Annotated in this window: 19 protein-coding genes, 1 other RNA gene and 2 pseudogenes; 14 read left to right on the top strand and 8 right to left on the bottom strand. The window is 45.0% G+C overall.

All coding sequences use genetic code 11. The features are described from left to right. The first annotated feature begins 565 nt into the window (after window positions 1-565). From ACXAH6_RS11550 to ACXAH6_RS11585, 8 genes are all read left to right on the top strand, one after another. Window positions 566-1,312, top strand: a complete 747-nt coding sequence (locus ACXAH6_RS11550; RefSeq protein ID WP_474876975.1) for a GntR family transcriptional regulator — start codon at window positions 566-568, stop codon at window positions 1,310-1,312. A 173-nt stretch (window positions 1,313-1,485) separates the two neighbouring features. Beyond that, window positions 1,486-4,158, top strand: a complete 2,673-nt coding sequence (gene aceE, locus ACXAH6_RS11555) for a pyruvate dehydrogenase (acetyl-transferring), homodimeric type (RefSeq protein WP_474876977.1) — start codon at window positions 1,486-1,488, stop codon at window positions 4,156-4,158. A 19-nt stretch (window positions 4,159-4,177) separates the two neighbouring features. Then, window positions 4,178-6,145, top strand: a complete 1,968-nt coding sequence (aceF, locus tag ACXAH6_RS11560; RefSeq protein ID WP_474876979.1) for a pyruvate dehydrogenase complex dihydrolipoyllysine-residue acetyltransferase — start codon at window positions 4,178-4,180, stop codon at window positions 6,143-6,145. A gap of 133 nt (window positions 6,146-6,278) precedes the next feature. After that, on the top strand, window positions 6,279-7,697 hold the full coding sequence (gene lpdA / locus ACXAH6_RS11565) for a dihydrolipoyl dehydrogenase (RefSeq protein WP_474876981.1): 1,419 nt from the start codon (window positions 6,279-6,281) through the stop codon (window positions 7,695-7,697). 170 nt (window positions 7,698-7,867) lie between these two features. Further along, a complete protein-coding gene (locus ACXAH6_RS11570) occupies window positions 7,868-8,155 on the top strand; it encodes a DUF1289 domain-containing protein (protein WP_474876982.1) in 288 nt (95 codons plus the stop codon). A 77-nt stretch (window positions 8,156-8,232) separates the two neighbouring features. Continuing rightward, window positions 8,233-9,057 (top strand): HDOD domain-containing protein, encoded by an 825-nt coding sequence (locus ACXAH6_RS11575; RefSeq protein ID WP_474876984.1) that lies wholly within the window; start codon window positions 8,233-8,235, stop codon window positions 9,055-9,057. Between the two features lie 53 nt (window positions 9,058-9,110). Then, window positions 9,111-9,932 carry a DUF481 domain-containing protein gene (locus ACXAH6_RS11580; RefSeq protein ID WP_474876986.1) on the top strand — a complete coding sequence of 274 codons (822 nt, stop codon included), beginning with the start codon at window positions 9,111-9,113 and terminating at the stop codon, window positions 9,930-9,932. A gap of 170 nt (window positions 9,933-10,102) precedes the next feature. Then, window positions 10,103-10,840 carry a DUF481 domain-containing protein gene (locus tag ACXAH6_RS11585; RefSeq protein ID WP_474876987.1) on the top strand — a complete coding sequence of 246 codons (738 nt, stop codon included), beginning with the start codon at window positions 10,103-10,105 and terminating at the stop codon, window positions 10,838-10,840. A 62-nt stretch (window positions 10,841-10,902) separates the two neighbouring features. Here the strand turns inward: ACXAH6_RS11585 and serA are convergent, their stop codons facing one another. The 3 genes from serA to ACXAH6_RS11600 form a co-directional block, all read right to left on the bottom strand. Further along, complete coding sequence (serA, locus tag ACXAH6_RS11590; protein ID WP_474876989.1) at window positions 10,903-12,132, bottom strand: phosphoglycerate dehydrogenase; 1,230 nt, start codon at window positions 12,130-12,132, stop codon at window positions 10,903-10,905. Window positions 12,133-12,326: 194 nt separating this feature from the next. After that, window positions 12,327-12,980, bottom strand: coding sequence for a ribose-5-phosphate isomerase RpiA (gene rpiA / locus ACXAH6_RS11595; RefSeq protein ID WP_474876991.1), 654 nt, complete (start codon window positions 12,978-12,980; stop codon window positions 12,327-12,329). Window positions 12,981-13,004: 24 nt separating this feature from the next. Next, window positions 13,005-13,586, bottom strand: a complete 582-nt coding sequence (locus ACXAH6_RS11600; protein ID WP_474876993.1) for a 5-formyltetrahydrofolate cyclo-ligase — start codon at window positions 13,584-13,586, stop codon at window positions 13,005-13,007. A gap of 440 nt (window positions 13,587-14,026) precedes the next feature. Between ACXAH6_RS11600 and ACXAH6_RS11605 the strand changes: the two are divergent. Next, window positions 14,027-14,191 (top strand): annotated as a pseudogene (locus tag ACXAH6_RS11605) (IS3 family transposase); the annotation flags it as partial. A 578-nt stretch (window positions 14,192-14,769) separates the two neighbouring features. After that, window positions 14,770-15,450, top strand: a complete 681-nt coding sequence (locus ACXAH6_RS11610; RefSeq protein ID WP_474876994.1) for a hypothetical protein — start codon at window positions 14,770-14,772, stop codon at window positions 15,448-15,450. Window positions 15,451-15,903: 453 nt separating this feature from the next. Here ACXAH6_RS11610 and ACXAH6_RS11615 read toward each other — a convergent pair. Next, window positions 15,904-16,521 (bottom strand): annotated as a pseudogene (locus ACXAH6_RS11615) (ParA family protein). 170 nt (window positions 16,522-16,691) lie between these two features. Here ACXAH6_RS11615 and ACXAH6_RS11620 point away from each other — a divergent pair. Together ACXAH6_RS11620 and ACXAH6_RS11625 are read left to right on the top strand one after the other, a co-directional pair. Beyond that, window positions 16,692-18,662 (top strand): TonB-dependent receptor domain-containing protein, encoded by a 1,971-nt coding sequence (locus tag ACXAH6_RS11620; protein WP_474876996.1) that lies wholly within the window; start codon window positions 16,692-16,694, stop codon window positions 18,660-18,662. Between the two features lie 101 nt (window positions 18,663-18,763). Next, window positions 18,764-19,681: an MBL fold metallo-hydrolase gene (locus tag ACXAH6_RS11625; protein ID WP_474876998.1), complete on the top strand. Its 918-nt coding sequence runs from the start codon at window positions 18,764-18,766 to the stop codon at window positions 19,679-19,681. 250 nt (window positions 19,682-19,931) lie between these two features. Here ACXAH6_RS11625 and ACXAH6_RS11630 read toward each other — a convergent pair whose 3' ends face one another. The 4 genes from ACXAH6_RS11630 to ssrS all read right to left on the bottom strand — a co-directional run bounded on the left by ACXAH6_RS11630 (window position 19,932) and on the right by ssrS (window position 22,263). After that, window positions 19,932-20,126: a hypothetical protein gene (locus tag ACXAH6_RS11630; protein WP_474877000.1), complete on the bottom strand. Its 195-nt coding sequence runs from the start codon at window positions 20,124-20,126 to the stop codon at window positions 19,932-19,934. 74 nt (window positions 20,127-20,200) lie between these two features. Beyond that, window positions 20,201-21,142: a nucleoside hydrolase gene (locus tag ACXAH6_RS11635; protein WP_474877001.1), complete on the bottom strand. Its 942-nt coding sequence runs from the start codon at window positions 21,140-21,142 to the stop codon at window positions 20,201-20,203. Between the two features lie 21 nt (window positions 21,143-21,163). Beyond that, entirely contained in the window at window positions 21,164-22,060 is an 897-nt protein-coding gene (locus ACXAH6_RS11640; protein WP_474877003.1) for a ribokinase, read from the bottom strand. A 21-nt stretch (window positions 22,061-22,081) separates the two neighbouring features. Continuing rightward, a non-coding RNA gene (gene ssrS, locus ACXAH6_RS11645) (6S RNA) lies at window positions 22,082-22,263 on the bottom strand. Between the two features lie 237 nt (window positions 22,264-22,500). Between ssrS and ACXAH6_RS11650 the strand changes: the two genes are divergently transcribed. Continuing rightward, complete coding sequence (locus ACXAH6_RS11650; protein ID WP_474877005.1) at window positions 22,501-23,067, top strand: UPF0149 family protein; 567 nt, start codon at window positions 22,501-22,503, stop codon at window positions 23,065-23,067. Between the two features lie 14 nt (window positions 23,068-23,081). Next, on the top strand, window positions 23,082-24,392 hold the full coding sequence (pepP, locus tag ACXAH6_RS11655) for a Xaa-Pro aminopeptidase (protein ID WP_474877006.1): 1,311 nt from the start codon (window positions 23,082-23,084) through the stop codon (window positions 24,390-24,392).

Raw genomic sequence — 24,392 nt, forward strand, 5'->3', positions numbered from 1 at the left:
ACAGGCTCGGCTCAGAAACACGCGGTGAATACTTCCCTGTACGCTCGTGTCGCCGCATCCTTGCGGCGAACGGTTTCTGACTCGATCCTGCCCACTGCTTGGTCGCTCGTTCTTTGTGCATCAAGCTTTATTTCTTCGTAGTCCGTTCGCTTGGCAATGAACAAGCGTGTATCATCATGGGTGCTAAGATGTTCATATAAAAACCTTTTATGAAAAAGTTGCGTAGTATGAATAGTCGGTAAAAGCAAATGGTAGGTTAAATAACATACAGATCTAATTCGGCGATTTTTACCAAAAGTAACGTTGATGTGTGAATAACGTTTGATTAGTAAGCAATTTTTTCACATTTGGTTTCTCGTCAGACCAGTGAATTTACCTCAATCTTTCCTATATTTTTCAAGTAGTAAAAGCAACCGCCTCTTGATCCCTATCAATCGAGGTTATGATCACTATTTACCTCGACCATGTTCTGTCCTAAACTGGTAGTATAGGTAAATTGGTATGACCATTGCGTCGGCTGGCAACAAAAAGTTAACAGTTGATGTGCGCTCAGGAATTGCTTGCAATGAGGCAAGGCAGAAAAAAGTTATCGGACGTCATTACAGAGCAGCTGGAATCTATGATTCTAGACGGTTCTCTTTTGGCAGGCCAACAACTCCCACCAGAGCGAGAATTGGCTGCGGAGTTTGAAGTATCTCGACCTTCTTTAAGAGAAGCGATAGGGAACTTACAAGCTCGTGGGCTAATTGAGCGAAAGCAAGGTGGTGGTACTTTCATTAGTCGCAATTTGAATGCGGCAATGACAGACCCCTTGATGGCATTAATCCATCGTCGACCTGAAACTCAGTTCGACCTGTTGGAATTTCGCCATGCGCTAGAAGGAATGGCAGCGTACTACGCCGCACTCCGAGGTCAACCAGAAGACTATATTGCGTTACAAGATGCATTAGCAAAGTTACCCGAGCCTAAGAAGGCTGATAGTAAACGAGCCCTTGCAGAAGCATTAGGCGAGTTTTACATCATCATGACCCGGGCTTCGCACAATATGGTGCTGTTGCATGTGATGTCGACGATGCAAGCCATGCTGGTAGATAACATTGAAAAAAACTTAGATATGTTAGCTCTGCATACCGATGTACTCGAAGATATCGCCAAACAGCGCAAGGTAATTGTACAAGCTATAGCATCACGTGACCCAGAGGCAGCAAGGCAAGAGTGTTATCAACACTTGGCCTTTATTGAAAAAACCTTATTGGCGGTCAATCAGCGCGACAGCAAAATGCAACGCGCATTACGACGCCTTGAGATTTAGTGGCGAAAGCCATGCAGTAATTGATGTAACCAGGTAGCTGGTTGCGTTGCGAATAGTAGAAGAGGCGAGTGGTTAACTCTTCTACTGAAAATACAACTGAAATCTAGGTATTCATCCATCACCAATGGCGGTGACTGGATGTGTTTCTATATAAGTAACAATAGGATGGCACCATGACTGATATGTTGCACCAAGATGTGGACCCTCAAGAAACGCAGGAATGGCTCGAATCGCTTGAGTCGGTTCTTGAAGAAGAAGGCGTAGAAAGGGCTCACTTTTTACTTGAGTCGTTAATTGAAAAAGCACGCAGAAGTGGTGCACATTTGCCTTACGACGCAACCACCGCTTACATCAACACAATTCCTCCTGGCCAAGAGCCTCAAATGCCTGGCGACCAAACCATGGAAGGCAAAATTCGCAACGCATTGCGTTGGAATGCCTTGATGATGGTATTGCGCGGCTCTAAGAAGAACCTAGAGCTTGGCGGTCATATTTCTAGCTTCGCGTCATCTGCAATGCTTTATGATGTGGGCTTTAACCACTTCTGGCGTGCACCAAACGACCAAGACGGTGGCGACTTTATTTTCTATCAGGGCCACGTGGCACCTGGTATTTACTCGCGTGCATACATTGAAGGTCGTCTAAGCGAAGACCAACTCGATATGTTCCGCCAAGAAGTGGGCGGTGAAGGCCTATCTTCTTACCCGCACCCGAAATTGATGCCTGACTTCTGGCAGTTCCCTACGGTTTCTATGGGCTTGGGTCCAATGCAAGCGATCTACACAGCTCGCTTCTTGAAATACTTAACCAACCGCGGTTTGAAAGATTGTTCTAATCAGCGCGTTTGGTGCTTCCTAGGTGATGGTGAAATTGATGAGCCAGAAAGCTTGGGTGCAATCGGTCTTGCGTCTCGTGAAGGGCTAGACAACCTAACGTTTGTTGTTAACTGTAACCTACAGCGTCTTGACGGTCCTGTACGTGGTAACGGTAAGATTATCCAAGAACTTGAAGGCACGTTCCGCGGCGCAGGCTGGGAAGTGATCAAAGTTATCTGGGGTCGTTATTGGGACCCACTATTGGCTCGCGATACGTCTGGTAAACTACTGCAAGTGATGAACGAAACCGTTGATGGTGAGTATCAGAACTACAAAGCGAAAGGCGGTAACTACACGCGTGAAAACTTCTTCGGCAAATACCCAGAGCTGAAAGAAATGGTTGGCAACATGTCTGACGAAGACATCTGGCGCTTGAACCGTGGTGGTCACGATCCAGTTAAAGTTTACGCTGCATACGATCGCGCAGTGAAAACAGAAGGCCGTCCACAAGTAATCCTTGCTAAAACTGTTAAAGGTTACGGCATGGGTTCTGCGGGTGAAGGTAAAAACATTGCGCACCAAGTTAAGAAAATGGACTTGGATGCAATTAAACATTACCGCGACCGTTTCAATATTCCTGTTTCTGACGAAGCACTTACTGACTTGCCATACTACAAGTTTGACGAAGACAGTGAAGAGATGAAGTACATCCGCGAGCGTCGTGAAGCACTTAAAGGCTACATGCCTCGTCGTATTGCGAAAACGTCTGACGAACTACCAGCTCCACAGCTAAAAGCCTTTGAAGCGGTAACAAAGGGTTCTGGCGACCGCGAAATCTCAACCACAATGGCGTTTGTACGTGTACTTACTGCGTTGTTGAAAGACAAGCAAATTGGTAAGCGTATTGTGCCAATTATTCCTGACGAAGCGCGTACGTTTGGTATGGAAGGCTTGTTCCGTCAAGTGGGTATTTACTCTAGCCAGGGCCAGAAGTATGAACCACAAGACTCAGACCAAGTGGCTTACTACCGTGAAGACCAAAAAGGTCAGGTACTTCAGGAAGGTATCAACGAATTAGGTGCAATGGCGTCTTGGTTGGCGGCGGGTACGTCGTACAGCACTAACGATTTGCCAATGGTTCCGTTCTACATCTACTACTCAATGTTTGGTTTCCAACGTGTTGGTGACTTGGCATGGGCAGCCGGTGACAGCCAATGTCGCGGTTTCCTTGTCGGTGGTACAGCTGGCCGTACAACCTTGAACGGTGAAGGTCTACAGCACCAAGACGGTCACAGCCATACACAAGCAGCGTTAATTCCTAACTGTGTGAGCTACGACCCTACATACGGTTACGAAGTTGCCGTGATTGTTCAAGACGGTTTACGCCGTATGCTTGAAGATCAAGAAAACGTGTTCTACTACCTCACAGTGATGAACGAAAACTACGCGCAGCCAGAAATGCCTGCGGGTTGTGAAGAAGGCATCATCAAAGGTATTTACTTGCTAGACAAAGTTGGCGCGGCCAACAGCAAGAAGCAAGTGAAATTGCTTGGTTCAGGTACCATCCTACAGCAAGTTCGCCAAGCTGCTACCATCTTGAAAGATGAATACGGCGTTGCTTCTGAAGTGTACAGCGTACCTTCGTTCAACGAATTGGCGCGTGACGGTTTGGATTGTGAGCGTTACAACATGCTTCACCCAGAAGCTGACAGCAAAGTACCTTACATCACTAAAGTATTGTCTGAAGGCAATGACGGCCCGACTATCGTTGCCACTGACTACATCAAAAACTACGCCGATCAAGTACGTGGTTTTGTACCAGGCGCTTATCGCGTATTGGGTACAGATGGCTTCGGTCGTTCTGACAGCCGTGAAAACCTACGCCGCCACTTTGAAGTGGATGCAAACTCAGTGGTTTACGCATCACTTTACGAGTTGTACAAAGCCGGTGAGCTTGACGCTAAAACACTAGCGAAAGCGATGAAAGATTTGGGTATTGACCCAGAAAAAGTAAACCCACTATACGCATAAGTGCAGGGAGATTCTCAATATGTCTGACATTAAAGAAGTACTTGTACCCGATATCGGTGACGACGAAGTTGAAGTCATTGAGCTTTGTGTCGCCGTTGGCGATAGTGTTGATGCGGAAGATGCGCTTGTTACGGTAGAAAGTGACAAAGCGAGCATGGATATTCCTGCACCTTTCGCTGGTACAGTAAAAGAATTATGTGTGAACGTTGGTGACAAGATTAAGCAAGACGACTTGCTTGCCAAGCTTGAAGCTGCCGGTGCTGCCCAAGCACCTGCGGCAGAAGCTGCGCCAGCCCCTGCTGCTGAAACTAAGCCAGAGCCAGCTCCAGCAGCTGCCCCAGCTTCAGCTCCTGCAGCAACGGGCGGCACTAAAACCATTGAAGTTAAAGTACCTGATATCGGCGACGCCGCCGATGTTGACGTTATCGAAGTACTCGTTGCTGAAGGCGATACTGTTGACGTTGAAGACGGGTTGATCACACTTGAAACTGACAAAGCAACCATGGACGTACCAGCTCCAGAAGCGGGCAAAGTGGTAAGCTTAGCCGTGAAAGAGGGTGATAAAGTTAGCGAAGGTTCATTGGTATTAACGCTTGAAGTTGCCGGTGCAGCAAGCGAAGCGGCTCCTGCTGCTGAAGCTCCTGCGCCAGCAGCAGAAGCGCCAGTGGCAACATCTGCTGCAGTGGAAGAAGAAATTGAAGTAACCGTGCCTGATATCGGCGACGCGAGTGATGTTGACGTTATTGAAGTATTGGTTGCCGAAGGTGATACCGTTGACGTAGAAGACGGCTTGATCACGCTTGAAACTGACAAAGCAACTATGGATGTGCCTGCACCAAAAGCCGGTACTATTACCAAGTTGTTGGTGAAGCAAGGCGACAAAGTATCAATGGGCTCAAAAGTCTTGATGCTGAAAATTAAAGGTGCAGCACCTGCCCAGCCAGCTGCGGCACCAGCAGAAGCTAAGCCTGCTCCAGCAGCTGCGCCAGCGCCTGCTGACACGCCTAAGCCGCCGCCTGTACCGCATCACCCGTCTGCAGGTGAAAAGCCTAAAACAGGTAAAGTACATGCGTCGCCTTCGGTACGTCGCTTAGCGCGTGAGTTTGGTGTTGATCTAACACAGGTTTCGGGTTCTGGCGCTAAAGGTCGAATTCTGAAAGAAGATATTCAATCTTACGTAAAATATGAATTGTCACGTCCTAAAGCGACGGCTAGTTCAAGCGTTGGTAAAGGTGAAGGTGGCTTACAAGTTATTGCGGCACCAAAAGTTGATTTTGCTAAATTTGGTGAAATTGAAGAGAAGCCGCTTACTCGCATCCAGAAGATTTCTGGCCCTAACTTGCACCGCAACTGGGTAACGATCCCGCATGTTACTCAATTTGAAGATGCTGATATTACCGATATGGAAGCGTTCCGTAAGGAACAAAACCAAATCGCAGAAAAACGTAAGTTGGGCGTAAAAATTACACCACTTGTGTTTATGATGAAAGCCGTTGCTGATGCACTTAAAGCGTATCCAACATTTAATTCATCATTGTCTGCTGACGGTGAATCATTGATTTTGAAAAAGTACTTCCATATCGGTATTGCTGTTGATACCCCGAATGGTTTGGTTGTACCTGTAGTACGTGATGTTGATCAGAAAGGCATCATGGAACTATCAAAAGAATTGATGGAAATCAGTGTGAAAGCTCGCGATGGCAAGCTAAAAGCTGCTGATATGCAAGGTGGATGTTTTACTATCTCTAGCCTTGGTGGAATAGGCGGTACAGCCTTTACACCAATCGTTAATGCACCAGAAGTTGCTATTCTCGGTGTGTCTAAGAGCGAGATAAAGCCTAAGTGGAACGGCAAGGAATTTGAACCGCGCCTAACACTGCCATTGTCATTGTCATACGACCATCGTGTTATTGACGGTGCCCTTGCTGCGCGCTTTGCTGTACACTTGAGTAACGTACTTGGCGATTTGCGCCAAATGTTGCTGTAAAAACGATTCAGGAGCGCTGGTACCCTCGCGCTCCTGATGAAAAAGATGATAGCGATTTTGCTTGATATTATGAAAATCGCTCCCATCTCACTCTACGCATATTATTGAAAAATAGGACAGATTTGAGGTCACAATGAGCGAAATTAAAACTCAGTTAGTGGTACTAGGCGCCGGCCCTGGCGGCTATTCTGCTGCATTCCGCGCTGCCGACTTGGGCATCGAAACCATTCTTGTAGATGCCAGAGAAACCCTAGGTGGTGTTTGTTTGAATGTAGGTTGTATCCCTTCAAAAGCACTACTACACGTGGCCAAGGTTATGAAAGAAGCCAAGCACCTTGCATCACACGGTGTTGAATTTGGCGAACCTAAAATCGATTTAGACAAAATCCGCGCATACAAAGACGGTGTTGTTGGTCAGCTAACCAAAGGTTTGGCTGGCATGTCTAAAATGCGTAAAGTTAAGCATGTACAAGGCTACGGTAAATTTACTGGCGCTAACACTCTTGAAGTGGAAGGCAAAGACGGTAAAACAACCATTACTTTTGACAACGCAATTATTGCTGCGGGTTCTGAGCCTGTATCATTGCCTTTCATCCCTAAAGACGACCGCGTGATCGACTCAACAGGCGCTTTGGAAATGAAAGACATTCCAGAGAAAATGTTGGTACTAGGTGGTGGTATTATCGGTCTTGAAATGGGAACCGTATACGAAGCACTAGGCTCGAAAATTGACGTGGTTGAATTTCTAGACCAGTTGATCCCTGCTGCTGACAAAGACTTGATGAAAGTGTTCATGAAGTCGTACAAAGAAAAATTCAACGTAATGCTTGAAACAAAAGTGACAGGCGTTGAAGCAAAAGACGACGGCTTGTACGTGTCTTTTGAAGGTAAAAATGCTCCTTCTGAAGCAGTGCGTTACGACAAAGTATTGGTTGCAGTTGGCCGTAAGCCAAACGGTGCATTGATTGCCGCTGATAAAGCGGGTGTAAATGTTGATGAGCGTGGCTTTATCAGCGTTGATAAGCAAATGAAAACCAACGTTGCTAACATTTATGCAATTGGTGACTTGGTTGGCCAGCCTATGCTTGCTCACAAAGCGGTACATGAAGGTCATGTTGCTGCCGAAGTTATTGCTGGTAAGAAACACTTCTTTGACCCGCGTTGCATTCCTTCAGTTGCTTACACTGAGCCAGAAGTGGCTTGGGTTGGTGTTACTGAGAAAGAAGCGAAAGAGCAAGGTATTGCTTACGAAACAGCAACATTCCCTTGGGCGGCTTCTGGTCGTGCAATCGCATCTGACGCAACTGACGGATTGACGAAGATGATCTTCGAAAAAGATTCTGGTCGCGTAATCGGCGGTGCAATGGTTGGTACTAACGCTGGTGAAATGCTAGGTGAAATTGGCCTTGCTATCGAAATGGGTGCAGATGCAGAAGATGTGGGCTTAACTATCCACGCTCACCCAACATTGAACGAGTCAATTGGTTTGGCTTGTGAAATCTTCGAAGGCAGCATTACTGATTTGCCTAACCCTAAAGCGAAGAAAAAGTAATTTATTACTGACCTAAGTTTTGAAAAGCGAGGTAGTTACCTCGCTTTTTTTATGCCTGTATTTTATTAGTGTACAAGCATGGGCTAGCGGGTTTTGTTATTGATTAGTGGTTTACTGTGCCAGCTTTCGGGTCTAACCTAATGAAACCCCTGTAAATCAATAGTCAAATTATGGCCGATGCACACACAACGCCTAGCCAATTGGAATTTTTTGATATTCCAAGCCCGTGCATTGGTGTATGCGAAAGCGGCCCCAAGGGTTATTGTTTGGGCTGCTACCGAAGTCGGGAAGAGCGGTTGTATTGGTTAAAAATAGACGACGGTACACGGCGAAAAGTGATTGCGGCGTGTCATCGACGCAAACAAAATGCCCTTCGACGAGCGAGACAGCAATCTAATCCAGCACCTAAAGAAGATGCTGTTCAGGCTGATCTTTTTTCAAATAACAATGAAACATAAGCAATTGGACTAAAACACCTGTTATTTTGGCCTAGCTTGTTATAATAGCGGCGGAACAACTGGTCGAGCCTGATAAAATGAATTTAAACGAATACGTCAATTTTGCAACGAAGTCTTTCACACTGCCTGATGTGTGCATTCGTATTCGAAATATGCTTGATGATTATCGCACTGATGCCGATGATATCGCCCAGTTAATCAGCCTAGATCCTTCCCTTACGGCTAAAATGTTACGTTTGGCTAATTCCTCATTGTTTCGATTCCCGTCTCAGGTTGAATCTATTAGCAAGGCAGTGAGTGTGATTGGCGGAGAGGCGTTATATAATTTGGTCATGGCAGAAACTGCCAACAGTGCGTTCAAGCACTTTGATACCAATTTAGTTAAGTTGGATCGCCATTGGCAAGGGTCTATTTACTGCGGCATGGTGGCACGTCATTTAGCTAAGCAGCATCGTATTCGTGGCAGTGAACGTTTTTTCGTCATGGGAATTTTACAAAACTTAAGCGAACTCATTGTTGCTAAGTGTAATCCTAAGGCGTATGAAGGATACATACTCGATAAATCAGAAAGTTTGCCTTGGGAGCGTCAACAACGACATTTTGGTTTTACCTTTGCGCTTTGTAGCGGTACGATCATGGAGCATTGGAAATTGCCAATGCCGTTGTTTTTTCCGGTAAAGTATCTTCACGATAACAATAAAGCCTGTTCCGACACCGACATTGCTATTTTGTCTATAGCGATGCGAGTGACAATAAAACAGCACAACAAAGACAAGTATGCTTCACTTGAACTCGTTAACAAGGACGTATCTGCATTATTAAATTTGGACGGAGAATCCATAGGTAATGCGGTGGAATTTGCTAACAAGGAAACAGCAAAAGTCGCCGCATTGATATTATAAATCGGGGAGCCAGAGTATTCGGCGACCTCATGTGTGCTAACAAAGATTATTTTATGCAGTATACAACCGTACTAAAAGGTGTGGTGGTATCGATTTTGTTTGTTGGTGGTGTAGAGCATGCATCGGCAGCCACCAGAGATTTAATCGATACACTCTACAGTGCCGATTTTGACAGTGATAACGAAAATAAAAAAGCGTTCAAACTCGACGGAGAGTTAGGGGTGCTGGTGTCTACCGGCAATACCGACGCTAACTCGTTTAAAGGTGCCATAACATCACAACACGATACAAAAAATTGGAGTAATCAATACCTCGCTGAAATGCTTTATAAGCAAAGTGAAGTTGCAGACGACGAGGGTGACGGCACTCACAGCGAAGTGACGGCTCAGCGTTTTTACGGTTCTGCGCAATTTGATTACAAGTTACATTCACCAGACAAACGCATGTTCATGTTTGGTGACTATGAAGATGATCAGTTTAGCGGATATGACTTTCAAGCCTCTATTGCGGCGGGTTGGTCACAATTGCTATGGCATGATGCGAACAGTGAATTCAGATATAGCATCGGTCCAGGTTGGGGTTTTGCCCAATTGGATTCAGGGGAAAATGAAGACAGCCTCGATGGGCTGATTGTTCGCGCATCGATGGAATATCGATATGAGTGGGAAACCGGCGCACGGGTGCGCCAGTTTATCAGTACCGAAGCGGGTGACGAAAATACCAAGTCACGCTTCGAAACCTCATTGTCGGCTAATATCATTGAGTCGTTGGGTTTGAAGTTATCCTTCATTATGATCCACAACAGCAATGATACCGACGAAAATGAATCGATAAGTACAGAAACAACCGTTGCATTGGTATACAGTTTTTTCTAAATCGCTATAATCGGTGTTGAAAACTGTATGAGCAATGCACACAGGATTAAGCGCATTGCGTTTATAAAGTGTCGTATGCTCATCAGTGTACGACACGGGCTCAAACAGGGGCGCCTTTATCACTCGATAAACTGCTGTTTGAGGAAATGGGACCAAGAGTAGGATGTGACATGAAAAAATTGTTGGTAGCGGCGTTGTTAACGGCCTCTGGAAGTGCGTTAGCGCAAGATGAAATGAAGCCTTTCACTATGGACGGCGAGTTCGGTTTAATTGTGACTACAGGTAACACTGAAACTGAATCTATGAGTGCAGGCTTAACAGCTCACCAAGAATTAGATAACTGGAGTAACGATTTCATCATCAATGGTTTGTATAAACAAGAAACCACAGAAGATGACGAAGGTAATGAAGTAGAAACAACGTCAGCGCAGAAGTTCTTTGCGTCAGGCCAGGCGAACTACAAGTTGAGCAACCCTAAGAATCGTTTGTTCGGCTTTACCTCGTACGAAGATGACCGTCAGAGCAACTTCGATTATCAAGCGACAGTGGCGGCAGGTTGGTCGCAGAAAGTATGGGAAGACAAGCGTACAGCATTTGAATACAGTGTGGGTCCGGGTTACTCGTTTGCCGAAACACAAGAAGGCGTAGAGCAAAACAGTGCGATTTTGCGTGCGTCGTTGGGCTACCGTTGGAAAATTTCTGATACAGCTAAATTTACCCAAACAATGAGTACGGAAATCGGTTCTGAGAACACTAAATCTCGTTCTGAAACTGCATTGAGCGCGTCGATCAGTGGTTCATTGTCGATGAAGCTTTCTATTCAACTTGACCACAACTCAAACGTTGATGAAGGCGTAGACAAACTAGATACAGAAACAGCAGTAACGCTAGTTTATACGTTCTTCTAAGATTCTGTTTTATCAAACAAAAAAGCGGCTTCAAAAGCCGCTTTTTTTGTCTTTCTCAGCGCTTATTTTAATAAGCGTGCTTTTATAGTGCCGTCAATTTGTTGTAGCTGTACCAAGCCTTCGTTGGCTTTGTCTGCTTCAACATCAACAACCACATAACCAATATCAGCACTGGTTTGTAGGTACTGAGCTTCGATGTTAATGCCTTTTTCAGCAAACGTTTGGTTAATTTGAGTTAGTACGCCTGGGCGGTTTTCGTGAATGTGGAGCAAACGCGAACGGCCAGGGTGGTCAGGTAAAGAAACTTCTGGGAAGTTTACTGCCGACAACGTAGAGCCATTGTCGCTGTACTTCGCCATTTTACCCGCTACTTCAATACCAATGTTTTCTTGTGCTTCTTGAGTACTACCACCTACGTGTGGTGTGAGGAACACATTGTCGAACTTGCGTAACGGCGAAACAAACTCTTCGTCATTCGACTTAGGCTCAACAGGGAATACGTCAATTGCCGCACCGCTCAAATGTTCAGATTCAAGTGCATTCACTAGCGCATCAATGTCGATAACCGTACCGCGAGAAGCATTGATCAACACTGCGCCTTTTTTCATTTGAGACAGTTCTTTCTCACCAATCAGGTTTTGCGTTTGCGCCGTTTCTGGCACGTGAAGTGAAATCACGTCAGACACGTTTAACAGCTCTTCCATGGTCTTCACTTGCGATGAGTTACCCAATACCAACTTGTCTTCGATATCGTAGAACTTCACTCGCATACCCAAGTGTTCTGCAAGAATACTCAGCTGCGTACCAATGTGGCCATAACCAATAATACCTAAGGTTTTACCACGGGCCTCTACCGAGCCAACCGCGCTCTTTTCCCATTCGCCACGATGCGCTTTGGCATTTTTCTGCGGCACGCCACGTAAAAGAAGGATAATTTGGCCCAACACCAACTCAGCCACTGAACGTGTGTTAGAGAAAGGAGCGTTGAATACAGGGATGCCGCGAGCTTGTGTAGCTTTTAAATCAACTTGGTTAGTACCAATACAGAAACAGCCAATAGCCACGAGTTTGGTTGCCGCTTCCACTACTTTTTCGGTGATATGTGTACGTGAACGAATACCAATAAAGTGAGCATCTTTCACTTTTTCAATCAGTTCGGATTCCGGCAATGAGGTTTTTAGGTACTCAATGTTGGTGTAACCGTTACTCTGTAGGGTTTCTACCGCACTTTTGTGTACGCCTTCAAGCAGAACAATACGGATCTTATCCTTTGGAAGTGAATATTTACTCATTGCCTCGCATCTCAAATAGTAGGTTTTAAAAAGACATCTGGACGTCTATACGGGTAAAATAACAAAAGTTCCCATTGCTGAAAAGCGTTTTGTTCATTTTCTGTCTGAGGGAATCCGTTCTCGTTATTATGCTATTGGTTGGCGATACATTCGCCATAAAAAAGCGCTGAGATTATCTCAGCGCGGGGTATGTATTATTTTGTTTCAACACCGTCATTCGTTGCTACCAGCACAATGTCGGCTCCACGCATAGCAAATATACCATTGGTCACAACACCGGGTATATTGTTGATTGATTGTTCAAGCTCGCGTGGATTAAGAATTTTCAAATTGTGTACATCGAGGATCACATTGCCGTTGTCGGTCTTTACACCTTCGCGATAGACAGGGTCGCCTCCCAGTTTCACTAACTCGCGGGCGACATAAGAGCGCGCCATAGGAATAACTTCTACCGGTAACGGAAACTTACCCAATACCGGCACCGTTTTGGTATCGTCGACAATACAAACAAACTTTTTGGCTACCGCAGACACAATTTTCTCTTGGGTTAATGCTGCACCACCGCCTTTTATCATGTGTTTGTGTTCGGTGACTTCGTCGGCGCCATCAACGTAAATCGACAAGCTATCCACTTCGTTTAACTCAAACACTTCAATACCCAGCGCTTTTAGGCGTTCTGTTGATGCCACTGAACTGGATACGGCACCAGTGATTTTGTCTTTCACTGTTGCGAGTGCATCAATAAAGTAGTTCACCGTTGACCCTGTACCGACGCCAACAATGGTGTCTGGCTCAACATATTTAATGGCGGCTAGGCCAACGGCCTGTTTCTTTGCGTTCTGATCCATGGCGTTTCCCTCAAATTTGTATGACTATTTTAACGCATTATCATACGAAGGCTGTATGACTTTTGTAGGCGTTATCATTATATCTAATGGAATATCCCAAGATTGGGCTGGTAACGTGTCTGCTTGCTGACAATCATGAGCCACACCCACCAGTACTGGTTTGTTAACCCCAAGGAGCGATGTTTGGGCTAACGTGCGGTCATAAAAGCCACCACCCATCCCTAAACGGTTCCCGTGAATATCAAACCCAACCAGCGGCAACAAAATAGCATCGTGCTCTGCCAGTAGCCGAATAGCAGGGCACGATAGCGCGGGTTCGGCAATGCCAAAACGATTTTCGGTCATGGGGGTATTAGGTTGATAATCTAAAAACAACAAATGTTGGTCGCTAAAGGGGTGAATCACCGGCAAACTCGTACTAATACCTCGTTGCCACAACATGCTAATCAGTGGGGTGAGATCAACCTCGCCATCGTTGCTTAAGTAAACGGCAACCCGAGAAGGAGTGATCGGCAATGCGGTGAATTGTTCTACCAGCGCGCGACTAGCAGCCGCTTGTTGCTGGCTTGAAAGTGCCCGGCGAGCCGCGCGGAATTGGCGTCTCAATGTTTGTCTTTGCGCTAATGGTGTCACAGTGGCAGGGTGTTGTGTCCAAATTAGAGGTTGAGAATACGTATGATCTCAATTTTATCAATAGGCTTGTGCATAATTTTAACCATTCTTGAGATTAATCATTGTAATTGAGCCGAGAGCACACTGATAAAAAAAACGAGCATGAGCTCGGTTTTTTGTAATAACACAGGATGCCTGTTTGATTACAAAGAGTATGTTTCAATAAACAAGGCTTCAAGTTTGGCCGCGATCCAGTAGGCCAGTACCTACGCGGGCATGACCTTCTGTGAGTTTAAAAATCTCAGGCTGTAAGATATGCGCTAGCGGTAAACGCTACCCTGAAGAGTTCAAAATTGACGCGGTCAAACAATTCGTTGATCGTGGACTTGTACTCCCGAGAGGATATCGGTTGGTCAATGTAGCTACTGAAGTGAGAAAGAATCAAAAAGAAAATCTACTCAACCAGAGATGATGCTCGTGCTGACATATTCGATTACATCGAAATGTTTTATAACTGCAAACGCAAACATGGTTCCAATAATTTACTGTCACCAGTAGAGTATGAAAAACGCCATGTTCAACGACTGGGAACTGTTTAGGTTAGTAGTGGCGATTCAACGAGATAATTAAGATCTTATTACTCCCAAAGGCCTCACTAAGCCACAGGTCAGTTTACCCGTATAAGCCTACTCAAGGCAGACAAAGTCGATATTAGCTTAAACACTCGCAAGTGATGAAGCGGAAGAGCATGATGATATCGGTGGTTTAGCAACAGCCAATATTGAAGACACGCTTTACTATACTGTTATTCGCAACAGAGTCAGGTTGACTTGAGCAAAGTAAATATAGACAGCAAACTATCGATGAGGAGTTTGTTGGTAAGCGAAAGAGTTGTTCATGATTTGCACTAGTCAGTGATTGAAATTGGAATCCATTTAAAATCAAGTATATTCGATAGATTTTTTTTAAATTATACTTTAATGACAAAAATGATTAAGTTGTTTTGCGTGAGGTTAAATCGTTGTTAAGACTATCTGGCTATCTTGTATTATTACTTTACTTCTATTGCTCTTCTGTATACTCGAATGTTCATCTGTATTCTAGTGACTCCAGTTACAAAACAAATCGGTTGAACATATCTTCTAGTGGGGATAGCTATCAGACCTTGCTGCGTTCGATGTTTAATACCTATGATTTAGATATAGTGCCATTCACACGTGCACTGAAATATATAAAAACTCGTGAAGAAGCATCATGTCTACTATTTGCAAGAAAAAACAATGAAAGAGTGCATGATTACCTGTACTCTTTGCCTGTCGCGATACTCCCCTCTGTCTTTTTGTTCCAAAAGCGTTCAGATGCAATGTTAGATAAATCTTTTCTTAACAAGAGTGGGAAAATTTCAAGTTTACAAAAGCTGATGGCAGCTGATGAAAAAAATTCATTGTTGCTAGTAAGTGGAATTAGTTATGGAGATTTTTTGGATAACGAAATAAAAAAACTCCGGTCGCACCAAATATATAAAATTGCGCTAGGTGAATCCGACAACCCTGTTTTCGATATATTAAATCATAGAAAAATTGACTACGCGTTGATGTTTTCTTCTGAATTGCGAAATAAAAATATTTCAAAGCTTCGAGCTTATGAAATTGAAGGGAATGAACGCTATACGAGTAGCTACATATTATGCAACCGAACAAAAGAAAGCCGTGAATGGTTAGCTAAAGTTAACGATAAGTTGATTGATTTATATAAAACACCGAGTTTTATTGAGGAAGTTTTAATCGATACACCAACACATTTGAGAGGCGAAATAAAGTCACAACTATTGTCCTTATCTAACCCCCTTAAGCCATAAAGTGGTTATCAAGTTAAGGTACCGCAAACGAAAGCGAAGTAGGTGACGGATACCGTCAGGACATCAGCGTACGCGGTTTATCTGCAAAGGAAACTTCTATTCTAGTTGATGGCAAAAGCAGAGCGGCAGGGAGTCGCATCCGAATGGCAGCGGAGACTATGAACAAGACTTGTTACCCCGGCTAGACAGTATCCAGTGTATTGAAGTTGTACGCGGGGCTATGTCTACATTGTATGGTTCAGATGCAATGGACGGTGTGATTAATATAATAACGCGGAAGAATTATAGAAAGTGGAGCGGCAACCTTCGTTCGGAAACCAAAATTCAGGAAAACTTAGCACAATTTTGTGAACACAATTTTGGTAAGTAGAAAGGCAGCGGCATTCGCTTAGAGTGAGACTCTTTCACTTTTACCGTGGCACTTATATAACTTTCTAACACTGGCAAATCTTGCTACTTAAGTGTCTCAATTAACTCTCTTGGAAGCTTTGCTTGGCTATTGAATTGATTGACAACAATACCCAACAAACGCAGTTCAGGGTTGTGGTCTTCTTTTAGTTCCATTGCATTTTCAAGTAAACGCTCAATCGCCTGTGCCGAGAAGTCGTCGCAATCAAAGGGGATGCAAAAGCCATCAGCAGCAATAAGTGCCGCTTTAGAATAAAAATTAAAATTAGGAGGCGTGTCGATAAAAATGTTGTCGAATTCGTCTTTTAACTCCTTTAACGCGTCTTTAAGTTTAAAAATTTTGTATCGTGATTCGAGCTCCCGCTCTACGTCAGCCAAGGCTGGTTAGGACGGCATCACGTAAAGGTTTTCAAAAGGGGTTGGATGAACAAACTCAATAGGTTTTTTAGCCGTTCTGAATATCCCCACCACTTGCTTAAACATATCAGCAACAGAAAGGCTTTTTTCGTTGGCGTTAAACCCCGCGTAGTAACTACTGTTACCTTGCGCATCTAGGTCTACCAATAACGTTTTGTGACCTAACTTTGCGCTCTGTGCGGCTAAATTGGTACTAATCGTTGATTTACCCACCCCACCTTTTTGATTAAAAACCACAGTAATCATACGAAATCCCTATGCAAAAACGTGCTTTAACGCAGTCTGAATATCTTGTTTGATTAAAATATGCCCAAATACGATTACTATTGTAAAGTGTGTTTTCATCTTAATCACATGCATTGAAGCAAATTGCATCGACAATAGTATAAAAAAACGAAATCACAGTTTACATTAAAATGATAATAATTATCATTGGTGCATTGTTCTATTTTAATCGATTAAGTATGCGTTTTTCACCCACTTTACTGACAATGTCGTTGTGTTCTATTTTTTCTTCTAATCTGTTTGCCCAATCCATGGAGCAAACTACGGAACAAAACCAAGTAGAGAGCATCACTGTTACAGCCTCTGGCTTTGAGCAACTTTTGTCTCAAGCTCCCGCGTCAGTGAGCGTCATCGATAGAAAACAACTGGCGCAGCGAGCTTACAAAGATATCACAGACGCACTTCGAGACGTGCCGGGGGTTACTGTAACTGGTGGTGGATACCGACAAGACATCAGCGTTCGAGGCCTACCTGCACAATATACATCTATACTTGTTGATGGAAAAAAACAAACAGGTAGAGAATCCCAGCCAAATGGCAGCGGCGGGTATGAACAAGATTGGTTGCCGCCATTGGACAGTATAGAGCGTATTGAAATTGTTCGCGGGCCAATGTCCACCTTGTATGGTTCAGACGCAATGGGTGGGGTAATCAATATCATTACGCGAAAAAACTTCAGAAAATGGAGTGGTAACCTTCGCGCAGAAACAAAAATTCAAGAAAATTCAGACAGTGGCTCAGATAGTCAAGTTCAGCTGGCATTTTCTGGGCCGTTAATCGAGAATTTATTGAGCATTACAGCCAGCGGCCTTTATCAAAAGCGAGAAGAGGACGATATTGAACGAGGCTATGCAGAAAAAGATCTGAGCAACATTCGTACAGCGTTTCACTTAACACCAAATACCACAGATACACTCACGTTCGAGTACATCTTCCAAGATCAGACACGCACATCTACGCCTGGTAAGTCGTTGCCAGAAAGAAATTCTTTAGCAGAGACTGAAAGCGAGAGACATTCTTATGCGCTGACTCACGAGGGAAAGTATGATGATGTGACGGCTCGAAGTTACATTCAGCAAGAGTCGGTTGAAAATGTAGGGCGAGATATCACTATTAATAATCTGGTCTTCAATTCTCAATGGTCTTGGGCTGCCAGCGATAGCCACATGCTTACGGTTGGCACAGAGTTTCTTGAAGAGTCACTAGATGATTTTGATACAAACGGTGGCGAGGCGACCAATATTGAAAACAGTCAATGGTCTTTATATGGCGAAGATGAATGGCGTGTTAACGATAGTTTGGCCTTCACGCTAGGTATTCGTCTTGATGACAATGAACAGTTTAGTTCCCAAGTTAGCCCTCGTGCATATGCGGTGTACAACCTCAATGATAATTGGGTAGTGAAAGGTGGTGTCTCTACCGGCTATCGTACACCTGAACTTCGAGAAATGGCTGATGGATGGATTCAAGAAAGCCGAGGGGGAGATGTTTACGGGAATCCGGACTTGTCACCCGAAACTACGTTAAACAAAGAGCTTGCGCTTTACTATTCGGGTGATGCGGGCTTGGAGTACAGCCTTACCGTCTTCCATAATGATTTCGATGATAAAATTGCCATCGCATCATGTGAACTATCAGTCTGTTTAGATGAAACTGACCGCTATAATATCAATATTGACGAAGCTGAATCGTACGGTGCAGAGTTCGCGGCAAAGTATAACGTTGGGAACTGGTCATTTAACGGTGCATACAGCTACACGCGTTCAGAACAAAAAACAGGTTCAAATGAAGGCCTACCTTTAGTTCAACAGCCTAAACATTTATTCACGCTAAACACCACATATCGTCTATCTCAAGAAAGCGAAATTTGGTCTAGATGGACAGTAAGAGGGGAAGAAACGGCGCTAACGTCAGTATCTTCACGTTCTATTTTATCCCCAGGGGTCGGTTTGTTTGACATAGGTTACAACACCAAGCTTACGCGCAATATTAAATTGCAAACGGGGCTCTACAATGCATTTGATAAAACAATGCGATACGAAGAGTTTGGGTACGTTGAAGACGGAAGAAGATTGTGGCTAGGGTTAAATTGGACATTCTGAAAATAGCGGTTATTACATGGGCTGTTTGTGTGTGCGCTAGTTGCACTGCTAGCTCTTCGCTTACCGCTCAGGATTACGCCCGAAACGGCCTAGAGAGCTCTATGCATTTTCCTGGTTTGGCAAGCCTCTGTGATATTAGTGCTCCACCCAGAGATATGTTCAAACTCGATGAAAAGCGAGGAGAAAGACCTAAGCGTGCCGAGAGTGCAGGCAAGCCCGACCGCAAAGGCAAGGGGCGGCGCCAAATACCACCCCAGCAGGTCTTTGATAACCTCTATTACGTGGGGGCAGGCAACGTTGCAAGTTGGGCAATCGATACGGGTGAAAGCATTGTTCTAGTGGATGCATTGAATAATGACGAGCAAGCTCAACAGTACATAATTAATGGCCTCTTTGCGCTTGGATTGGGCAACAAGCCCATATCTCACCTTATTATTTCTCATGGCCATGGCGACCACTATGGTGGGTTTGAACTTATCAAGTCAACATATAATCCGCGCATAGTCATGAGTAGTGTAGAGTGGGATTACCTCGAAAACGATAAATTCGCCAGCTATCGTTGGGGTAAAAAGCCAAGCCGAGATGTGGCGGTAGACGATGGTGAAAAATTGAACGTTAACGGTACTGAACTATCACTTTATGTTACGCCGGGCCATACACCAGGTACCTTAACTGTCATTTTTCCGGTTGTTGACGGAAACGAAAAACATCGGGCTGTGTTGTGGGGCGGTACTGGGCTCAACTATGGCCCAGATGTGCCACGTATCAAGTCGTATACTGAATCCGCGATGGCGATGAAACGATTAGTAAAAGAACAAAATATTGATGTGTTTTTGTCGAATCATCCTGGCCGTGCTGAAACAAGAGAAAAGCTTGAAGCCTTGAGTAAACGGCAAAGTAATCAAGGGCATGCTTTTGTCCAAGGGCGAGGTGTAGTAGTTGAAGCCTTTGAACTGCTTGAAAACTGCACGCGAGCTCAGTGGATGATAATTGAGGAAAAGAGAAGCGAGGAACTTTAATAGGCCTTCAAGTATGACGACAAGAAGAAATGAACTCTAATGAGCGTCAGAGTCTTCTTGCCGAATCGTGACCAGATGCTACGTGTATAACGTGCAATGATTGTTAAGTCTTCTCGCACTCAATAAACCCACTGCGAAAATAAGAAGGCCTCATGCATTTAAGAGGCCTTCGTTGAAAAGATACACTAATCGCTAATTAAATTAACGAGTAGCGAGGGCTGCCTTAGTTGAGTTGATGTTTCCGATACCGTCAGGCCTTTTTGGATATAAACCCCTGTCTATCGTGATCGATAAGACTGATAAGTGCTATCGGCGTATCGCATATCTGAGCAGCAAGCTCAGTGATCGCATCAAACTCTTTTTCTGCGTCGGTATCCAATACCTGATAGCTAACTAGCTCAGCGAGTCGTGATACCTCTGATTGTGGCTTATCCACAGCACGCAAGAGTTTTTCACCTTGTATAAAGAAACTGGGACATGGCCCAGTTTCTTTTCACATTCAATTAAGTAAACGGGTTACTAAAGAGAATAGGTGCGCACAAATAATTCTTCAAGTTTGGCGTGGTCTACTTTAGTTGCGACCTGGATCTTACGGGCTTCAGTCCACAATGGGCTTGGCGTAGTACCCTCTGGTGCAACCACGGTTTGGCCGCGATCCAGTGGGCCAGTGCCTACGCGGGCATGACCTTCTGTGAGTTCAAATAACTCAGGCTGCAACAAATGCGCAATTGGGAAGGCGTCGTGGAAGAAACACACACGGTCTTCGCGGTTTTGTGAATAAAAGTCGTAGTAGAATTGAGATGCTTGCTTTACAAAGCCACCTAGTTTGGTGTTTTTGTCTTCTAGCATGTCAACAAACGCAGGGCTGAAAGGCACAGCGTTAGTCACGTCTAAGCCAAACATGGTAACGTTCCAGCCAGCCGAGAATACGATGTCGGCAGCGTGTGCGTCGTTCCAAATGTTGGCTTCAGCAACGGGTGTGACATTACCACGTACAAAGGCAGCGCCACCCATAATACTCACGCCTTTAATTAGCTTAGGCAATTCAGGCTCTAAACGCAGTGCTAGCGCTAAGTTACCCAATGGGCCAATAGCCACAATGGTAACTTCGCCTGGATACTGGCGTGCCATATCTACAATAAATTGTGCCGAGCTACGAGGGTCGAGTTCACGGTTAGACGCAGGAAAGTCGATATTGCCGAAGCCATCGTCACCGTGTACAAAATGCGCGTAAGTCGATTCTGGGCCAACCCAAGGCATGCCTACACCTTTGGTTACCGGAATGTCTTTACCCGCCACTTCGCACAGTGTTAATGCGTTGCGAGCCGACATTTCCACCGGCACGTTACCGAATACAGTGGTAAGGCCTAATACTTCGATGTCTGGCGATTGGAACGCGAAGAAAATCGCCATTGCATCATCGATACCGGGATCGGTATCAAGAATAATTTTATGAGTCATAGGTTAGGTTTCTCTACCGATTTAGTCAGAATGTTTAGCTAAGAAACGATCCACTTCCTGACGGGTGGGGATCGACTGTGCTGCACCTTTGCGAGTGACTGAAATAGCTGACGCTGCGCAGCCATGAGTCAGCGCTTTTTTCGCATCTGCATGAGTGCTGTATGCCGCGAGGAAGAACCCAATAAAGGTATCGCCTGCTGCAGTGGTATCAACTGCATCTACAACAAAAGCGTCTACTTTAATGGTTTTGTCGCCTTTCAGCATAACAACACCAGCCTTACCTAATGTAACAATAACTTCAGCGTGGGACCAATGCGCTCTGAAGTGATCTAAGATCGCGTCGAGATCGTCTTTTTCGGTTATTGCGGCGGCTTCGGTTTCGTTAACAATCAATAAATCAATGCAATCATAAGGCAGTGATTTAACCGATTCAGTCATCGGCGCAGGGTTGAATGCAACTTTTAGCTGCTTTTCTTTAGCCTGACGCAGTACGTCTTCTAATGCACTGGTTTCGTTCTGTGTTAACACCCAATCACTTGATTTAGTGTCACTCAGTGCTTTGGCTACTTGTTTGGCGTCAATTTCACGGTTCGCACCACCAAAAATCACAATGGCATTTTCTGCACTTGGCGTAACTTGAATAATGGCGTGGCCAGAAGGCGTTTCACCACATACAAGGTCGCGGCAGCTAATACCATGTTTAATTAGCGTTTGTTTAAATTGCACATCGTGTTCATTGATGCGGCCAATATGACTTACGTCAGCGCCAGCCGCTGCAAGTGCGATCGATTGGTTCGCGCCCTTGCCGCCCAATAATTGTTGGTAATCTGTGGAGTCCAGAGTTTCACCGGGTTTAACGAAGTGATCTACCTGGTACACATGGTCGATATTGATCGACCCAAAATTTAAAATTGCCATTTCTACGTCCGTCGAAAGAGGGCGCCGCCCGGAATGCCGCTGTTCATCGTTCGCCCTAGAACCGAAAAGTTCAGGGCGGAAGCATCTTTGTCACCGTAGGCTTCTCGATACGTGCCGAGCTTGCACAATAGCAACAGGTCAACTTCCTAAGTAAAAAGCATCGGCCAGGGACATGAATGAACTGGCAAACATCCCAGGCGACATTGTTAAAATGCGTGACCGTACAGGGTATATCAAATGTACGTTTTGGTGAAGTCCATATCAGAAGAATGATCATAGATGAATCTGAGCACGACTACCACCCTTGTGTGGTCTTATCGTGTTTGTTTGCTTATTCACTGCCCAAACGCGTTATTTAATAGCCAATCGCACTGTGTGGTAATTGGTATTAAGGCGGGGTTTTGGTAGCATGAACACAAAGATTCTGGAGAATTCTCTACGTGGAAAACCAATTGAAATTTGAAACCGTTACCCAAGTGCTGAGCGACAACGAAGTGATTGTTGATGGCGCAGAAATTCACGGCATGCTTTGCGGTATGCTGGGCGGCGGTATGGCGCTTAGCGACCAAAACTGGTTGAAAGTACTAGAAGACATTGCACATCAGGGGCAACCTCTGCCACCCAAAGCTGTTGCGGCGCTGACTGAGTTATTTAACCAAACTTGTCAGCAAATGGTAGATGGGCAGTTTGGGCTTACGTTACTTTTACCTGATGATGAGGCACCGATTAACGATCGCGGCCTTGCGCTGATCAACTGGGTACAAGGGTTTATGGCCGGTTTTGGTTTGTTCCAGCAAGACTTGTCAGCTTGTTCTGAAGACGTGAAAGAAGCACTGTCTGACTTTTCTGATATCGCCCGCATGGAAGAGCCAATGAACGACGATGATGAATCTGAACAAGCGTTGTTTGAAGTGATTGAATACGTGAAAATTTCTGCTTTGTTGTGTTTTAACGAAATGGGCCAATCACTGTTAGATGATCAAAACGACAAACCTTCGGTTCATTAATAGTAAAAACCGTCATGATCCCATTCGAACATTATGTTGAACGCCAGCACGCTTTGCTGGCGCAATGCTTGCCCAAAAGCGTTTGCTTGATCCCAGCGGCGCACACCGTCACGCGTAGCAACGACACCGAATACACTTTTCGTCAGAACAGCGACTTTTGGTATTTTACTGGCTTTAATGAGGCCGATGCTTGGTTGCTGTTGTCTAATCATGAGCAATTTGGCGCGCCGTATCGCGCTATGGCAGTGTTGGGTAAAGACCCAGATGCCGAAATTTGGCACGGTCGTCGATTGGGCGCAGAAGCTGCGTTAGAGGCGTTTGATCTAGATGAAGCCTACGATGTGGATGATCTTCTCGCTGTATTGTGCGAATGGTTAGATGGTCACGATAATGTCTATTTTGCCTTGGGCGATAACCCTAAGGCCGATGAAGCGCTGCAAGATACTCTCAAACACTTGCGTTCACAGCCCAAAAAATACCATACGCCTACCGCTATTCACGATATTCGGCCGCTGGTACACGAAATGCGTGTGATAAAGTCGGAGCAAGAATTGGCTGTTATGCGTGAAGCGGCAAAGATCAGCGCAGATGCTCATTGCCGTGCAATGAAATTCGCCAAGCCCGGCTGCTTTGAATACCAACTCGAAGCAGAAATTCATCACGCTTTTGCCATGAAAGGCGCACGTTGCCCAGCCTATAGCACTATTGTGGGCGCTGGTAATAACGCCTGTATATTGCATTACACTGAAAATAACGCGCAAACACACGACGGTGATTTGATCTTGATCGATGCAGGCGCAGAATTTCATGGTTATGCTGCTGATATTACGCGTACATTTCCCGTAAACGGGCAGTTTTCACCAGCACAGCGCGATATTTATAACCTTGTACTCAAAGCGCAGTTGGCAGTTTTAGAAGCGATGAAACCGGGAGTCACACTTCCCGCTATGCATGCATTAAGTGCTGAAGTGATCACCCAAGGGCTAATCGAATTAGGGATTTTGTCTGGACAGTTACAAGACAACCTGAAAGAAAAGCGTTGGCAAGGGTTTTATATGCATGGGCTGGGGCACTATTTAGGCCTGGATGTACATGACGTAGGTAGTTATCAATTGCACGGTAAGCCTCGGCCTTTTGAGGTGGGTATGGTTGTTACCGTGGAGCCGGGGATTTATATTGCCGACGATGCCGATGTGCCTGAACCTTATCGAGGAATTGGCGTAAGAATTGAAGATAATGTGGTAGTGACTCGCGAAGGTATAGACATACTGACTGCGGGCGTCCCGAAACAAGCGGATGAAATTGAAGCCTTAATGAGGAAGTAA

This window comes from Alteromonas sp. ABE4_545 (assembly GCF_056161325.1).

What these genes read in the sequence shown, in the direction of transcription:
- aceF (WP_474876979.1), top strand. Translation starts at nt 4,178, where the DNA reads ATGTCTGACATTAAAGAAGTACTTGTACCCGATATCGGTGACGACGAA.
- aceE (WP_474876977.1), top strand. Translation starts at nt 1,486, where the DNA reads ATGACTGATATGTTGCACCAAGATGTGGACCCTCAAGAAACGCAGGAA.
- ACXAH6_RS11610 (WP_474876994.1), top strand. Translation starts at nt 14,770, where the DNA reads ATGTTTAATACCTATGATTTAGATATAGTGCCATTCACACGTGCACTG.
- pepP (WP_474877006.1), top strand. Translation starts at nt 23,082, where the DNA reads ATGATCCCATTCGAACATTATGTTGAACGCCAGCACGCTTTGCTGGCG.
- ACXAH6_RS11640 (WP_474877003.1), bottom strand. Translation starts at nt 22,060, where the DNA reads ATGGCAATTTTAAATTTTGGGTCGATCAATATCGACCATGTGTACCAG.
- ACXAH6_RS11635 (WP_474877001.1), bottom strand. Translation starts at nt 21,142, where the DNA reads ATGACTCATAAAATTATTCTTGATACCGATCCCGGTATCGATGATGCA.
- ACXAH6_RS11585 (WP_474876987.1), top strand. Translation starts at nt 10,103, where the DNA reads ATGAAAAAATTGTTGGTAGCGGCGTTGTTAACGGCCTCTGGAAGTGCG.
- ACXAH6_RS11625 (WP_474876998.1), top strand. Translation starts at nt 18,764, where the DNA reads ATGCATTTTCCTGGTTTGGCAAGCCTCTGTGATATTAGTGCTCCACCC.
- ACXAH6_RS11620 (WP_474876996.1), top strand. Translation starts at nt 16,692, where the DNA reads ATGATAATAATTATCATTGGTGCATTGTTCTATTTTAATCGATTAAGT.
- ACXAH6_RS11570 (WP_474876982.1), top strand. Translation starts at nt 7,868, where the DNA reads ATGGCCGATGCACACACAACGCCTAGCCAATTGGAATTTTTTGATATT.
- ACXAH6_RS11575 (WP_474876984.1), top strand. Translation starts at nt 8,233, where the DNA reads ATGAATTTAAACGAATACGTCAATTTTGCAACGAAGTCTTTCACACTG.
- ACXAH6_RS11550 (WP_474876975.1), top strand. Translation starts at nt 566, where the DNA reads ATGAGGCAAGGCAGAAAAAAGTTATCGGACGTCATTACAGAGCAGCTG.
- lpdA (WP_474876981.1), top strand. Translation starts at nt 6,279, where the DNA reads ATGAGCGAAATTAAAACTCAGTTAGTGGTACTAGGCGCCGGCCCTGGC.
- ACXAH6_RS11580 (WP_474876986.1), top strand. Translation starts at nt 9,111, where the DNA reads ATGCAGTATACAACCGTACTAAAAGGTGTGGTGGTATCGATTTTGTTT.
- rpiA (WP_474876991.1), bottom strand. Translation starts at nt 12,980, where the DNA reads ATGGATCAGAACGCAAAGAAACAGGCCGTTGGCCTAGCCGCCATTAAA.
- serA (WP_474876989.1), bottom strand. Translation starts at nt 12,132, where the DNA reads ATGAGTAAATATTCACTTCCAAAGGATAAGATCCGTATTGTTCTGCTT.